Consider the following 3,640-nt stretch of genomic DNA (forward strand, 5'->3'; position numbering starts at 1 on the left):
ACAAGGGTATGGCTTTTCTAATTTTGATAATTTTAGAAATCGCGTATTAGCTTGTTTCTTGCATTAGATAAAATTATCACCATAAGTTCTGGAGAGCCGTAAGATTGGTTCAATAGTTGGAAATTCTGTCCTGGGATGGATGCGGACTGAAGTCCTCACTACAAACCTTTTTTGTTTCTGGTAATTGACGATGGGATAGGATTTTATGCAGTTTTAAGCTGAAGCTGTTGTTTTTTAGTCAAAAGCATCGCTATGTGCTTTTCATAATAAGCAGCTTCGTTAATGAATACAGGGAAAACTGTAGATTCTCCTTGATAGGGGAGCGATTCTCCCGTAAATGTGAGAAACATCGGTTCACCGGGATGTAAGGGTTCGTAATCTTTAAACTGAAGTTGGGGATGGATAGTGGCTTGCATTTCACCTACAGCATTTCTCGGGTAGTCTACGGAAACGATCGCCTGATATGCAGTTAAATATGATGGTATAACTAGCGGATTGCCCAGATTTGTGGCATCGAGATAATCTACAATGGTGCGAACCAGCCTTTCGGTTTGCTGAAACAGATGGGCGTTAACGACTCCCTGGGCGATGGGCCCAACTTCTATCGTGCAACCAAAAGCAGATAGCGATCGCAACATTGGCGAATCCTGACCATCCTCATCTCGGAAACAAACTCGAACTGAGCGATCGAGTTCGCTTAAATAGGCTAATAATTGTAAATTGAATGGATGTTTGCTAGACGGTAAAATTGTCAGCCCCATGTTCGCCGTTGTGCTGTGGAGGTCGATAATGAAATCAGCCCCGTTTTGGTCTTTAGGACATAGTTGGGCGGAGATTTCCTTAGCGCGTGTGTCCTCGTAACCCGTCAAGTCTGGGTTAGCCAAATCTGCGCGGCTAAAGCAACGGTTCAAATCGCGATCGACATAACGCCGATTCAGCGCCACCGCTTTCGGGTTGGCTAATAAGGCAACTGTCTCAAAGGTCGATCGTTTCAGCAAGTCTGGGAATTGTTGAAACTTCTTAATCAGGTAAACTCCTGTTAACTCATTTCCGTGGGTTCCTCCGACAACTGCAACTCGTCGAATTACGTGCGACAACATAAATAATCCTCGTTTTGTGATAATTAAAATCGTAATTATTCGCCAAACCTTCTAACTATTAATTCCAGAATAAACAAGTTATTATTAGATGTCAAATACTTTTTTTAATATAAGAATATACTCAAGAAGTATGGCAGTATCTACTCAATAACCGCTATAGTAATTATTCATTTCCAAGTTTAAAGTTTAACATCTAAAATCTATGGAACTTCGCCATCTCCGTTACTTCATTGCAGTGGCAGACGAACTGAGCTTTACCAATGCGGCAAAGCGATTGCACATTTCGCAACCGCCCCTAAGCAACCAAATTAAAGATTTGGAGACTGAATTGGGCGTGCAACTATTCGATCGCAAAAGTCACCCAATTGGGCTAACTCCAGCAGGACAGGCGTTTTTAGAAGAATCTCGTGCAACTCTGGCACTGTTAGAACAAGGGGTACATAAAACCCAGCGCATTCATCAAGGTGAATTGGGTCACTTGACGGTGAGTTTTACGAGTTCGATCGCGAATGGTGTCTTTCCAGAGATGCTGCGAACGTTTCGACAGCGATATCCAGAGGTAAAACTGATTTTACAGGAAGAAAATAGTGCTTTTCTAATTCAGAGATTGCGCGATCGCCAAACTGATATCATTTTTCTGTATCTCTACCACGAAATCTCGGAAGACAATGATTTAGAAACGATGTCTATCACGGAAGAACCACTTGTCGCCGTTTTACCTAAAAACCATCCGCTGGCAGCCAAATCCCAAATTTCGCTTGCTGACGTAAAAAATGAAGAATTTGTCATGCCCCTGCATCAAGTTGTGGCGGGTTTGTCTGAACAAATTTACCATCTATGTTCGCAAGCAGGATTTGTGCCGAAAGTTGTTCAAACAGCCGTCTTTATGGTCACGATTTTGGGGTTGGTTGCAGGCGAAACTGGTATTAGCATTCTGCCATCTCACGTCCAGAATCTTCAACGCAAAGGAGTGGTCTATCGTCCGATTCTGGAACAAACGACAACCACTAACTTAACTGCGGTTTGGCGGCAGAATGATTCATCGACTATTTTGCAGCAATTTCTGGAGATTATTAAAAGCCTCTCAATTTATCAGCCGGAAACATCGATTATTTCAGCGTCAGAAGTAGAAGTAGAAGTAGAAGTAGAAGTAGAAGTAGAAGTAGAAGTAGAAGTAGAAGTAGGGTAGCCTCTAAAATCTAAAATCTAAAATCTAAAATCTAAAATCTAAAATCGATTGACGCACCCTACGGCTAATTTTATCGCCCAAACAGGATAAAATCACTGCGATCGATCGCACTACCAGCCACTGTATTCACAGTAGCCAACAGTTGACCGTTCTGAGAAATCGCGATCGCACCTGCATTAGGGCTTTGGGTAATAGTGAGTTGAGCAAAAGTTAAACCGCCCGCTAACACTAGCAAATCTTCACCTTTAGTGAAATCAGCAATGACATCGCTGCCTTCACCTGCGGTTAAAATAAAGCGATCGCGCCCAATGCCACCACTGAGAATATCGTTACCTAAACCCCCAGTCAAAGTATCATCACCCTTACCGCCGTACAGAGTATCATTGCCCTCATCACCGCAGAGGTTGTCATTACCGCCGTTACCAAACAGCAAATCGTTACCCGCACCGCCACAGAGGGAATCTGGAGATCCGTTTAAGTCGTGAAGCGTAGCTATCCCGTAGGGAATCGCGCGATCGCCGAAAATAGTATCGTCCCCATCGGCGCCGCAAATGCTGTCGCTGCCGCGATCGCCCAGCAACAGATCGTTGCCCGTACCCCCCACCAGAACGTCATCGCCCTTGCCGCCGTTCAGCGTATCGTTGCCCTCTCCACCGCCCAGAGTATCCGCAGCATCTCCTCCATTCAAGAAGTCGTTACCAGCACCGCCAAACAGCAAATCGCGTCCGGTAGAGTCAGGGCTAGACGGGTCAAAACTGCCTCCAAACAAGCAGTCGTTACCCTCAGCCCCCACCAGAGTGTCATTCCCCTTGTCGCCCCAAATCAAGTCATCGTCTTTGCCACCGATCGCCACATCATCGCCTTTACCACCGAAAATGAGATCGTCGCCGGCATCCCCGTTGAGGTAATCATTACCTCTGCCGCCAAATAGCAAGTCTTTGTCTGCATTCGGGCCAAGAGGGATATTGCTGGGCCGCCCGCCATAAATATTGTCGTTACCGCTTCCGCCCAGCAGAATGTCGTTCCCGTTGAAACCGTTGATAGCGTCGTTGAGATTGCTACCGATGAGGAAATCGTTGCCCTCAGTGCCGTTGAAAGTGCGATCGACTGAATTCGGCCCGGGAATCGAATCGATCGCAGGTAAGGTAATTTCGTCGCAAATGCGATCGTCGGCATTACCGCCACCAACGCTGTCAGAGTCAACAGGATTTGGAGTCGGAGTCGGAGTTGTCGCCGGAGTTGGACTTTCCGCCGGAGTTGTTACCGGAGTCGGAGTTGTTACCGGAGTCGGAGTTGTTACCGGAGTCGGAGTTGTTACCGGAGTCGGAGTTGTTACCGGAGTCGGAGTTGT

Annotated in this window: 3 protein-coding genes; 1 reads left to right on the forward strand and 2 read right to left on the reverse strand. The window is 46.1% G+C overall.

The window, feature by feature from the left end:
* Positions 1–203 precede the first annotated feature (203 nt).
* Positions 204–1,100 (reverse strand): aspartoacylase, encoded by an 897-nt coding sequence (locus JGK07_RS32965; RefSeq protein ID WP_293226804.1) that lies wholly within the window; start codon positions 1,098–1,100, stop codon positions 204–206.
* Positions 1,101–1,302: 202 nt separating this feature from the next.
* Here JGK07_RS32965 and JGK07_RS32970 point away from each other — a divergent pair, with 202 nt between their 5' ends.
* Entirely contained in the window at positions 1,303–2,289 is a 987-nt protein-coding gene (locus JGK07_RS32970) for a LysR family transcriptional regulator (protein ID WP_293226801.1), read from the forward strand.
* Positions 2,290–2,359: 70 nt separating this feature from the next.
* Here the strand turns inward: JGK07_RS32970 and JGK07_RS32975 are convergent.
* On the reverse strand, positions 2,360–3,640 hold a 1,281-nt coding region (locus tag JGK07_RS32975; RefSeq protein WP_293226798.1), incomplete at its 5' end, for a calcium-binding protein.

The sequence above is a fragment of the Microcoleus sp. PH2017_24_DOB_U_A genome (assembly GCF_020738205.1).
Taxonomy (GTDB): domain Bacteria; phylum Cyanobacteriota; class Cyanobacteriia; order Cyanobacteriales; family Microcoleaceae; genus Microcoleus.

What these genes read in the sequence shown, in the direction of transcription:
- JGK07_RS32965 (WP_293226804.1), bottom strand. Translation starts at nt 1,100, where the DNA reads ATGTTGTCGCACGTAATTCGACGAGTTGCAGTTGTCGGAGGAACCCAC.
- JGK07_RS32970 (WP_293226801.1), top strand. Translation starts at nt 1,303, where the DNA reads ATGGAACTTCGCCATCTCCGTTACTTCATTGCAGTGGCAGACGAACTG.